The organism is Holdemanella sp. MSK.7.32 (assembly GCF_024460475.1).
Classification (GTDB): Bacteria; Bacillota_I; Bacilli_A; order Erysipelotrichales; family Erysipelotrichaceae; genus Holdemanella.
Genome location: NZ_JANFYN010000124.1, coordinates 1 through 574 on the forward strand (window position 1 = coordinate 1; position 574 = coordinate 574).

Annotated in this window: 1 protein-coding gene; it reads left to right on the forward strand. The window is 35.2% G+C overall.

The genetic code is table 11. The features are described from left to right. Positions 1-435 (forward strand): Rpn family recombination-promoting nuclease/putative transposase (locus NE544_RS12090; protein ID WP_256269506.1); only part of this gene is annotated, 435 nt, incomplete at its 5' end. Positions 436-574 lie beyond the last annotated feature (139 nt).

The window sequence follows — 574 nt, forward strand, 5'->3', positions numbered from 1 at the left end:
AAGCCTGAATATCTTAAGGATGAAAACAGTGAACTTGTCATGAATGTTTCGAGTAAGCATGTGGATATCATCAAGCGGTATGAGGATGGTACATATTTAGATTTGTTCGTGATTGAAAGTCAAAGCTATGTCGATCAGTGTATGGTCGCAAGAGTCATGGAATATGAAAGTGTTGCTCGTATGCGTTATATTCGTCAAAACTTTAAGAAGCATGTTCCTATGCATACAAGGCTTCCAATGATTTTAACAGTCGTCTTATATGTGGGTGAATCCAAGTGGAATGCGGCTAAAAGATTGAGTGAACTAGAAATCATTCATCCTGGATTTGAAGATATGTTCAATGAGTTTAAACTGAATCTGATTGAGCTAAACACAAATCACAAGTATAATACAGGTGAAAAGGCAACACAGGATTTTTTGATCTATTGCGTATGATCTATAGAAAACAGATTTTAAAAGAAGATCTAGATCGAGAATTTAATCGTGATGCATTGTATTTTGCGTATGTAGTGACTAAGAACAAAGAGTTATTGAATATCTACCAGGAAAGTGAAAAGGGTGATGTAAAAGTGTG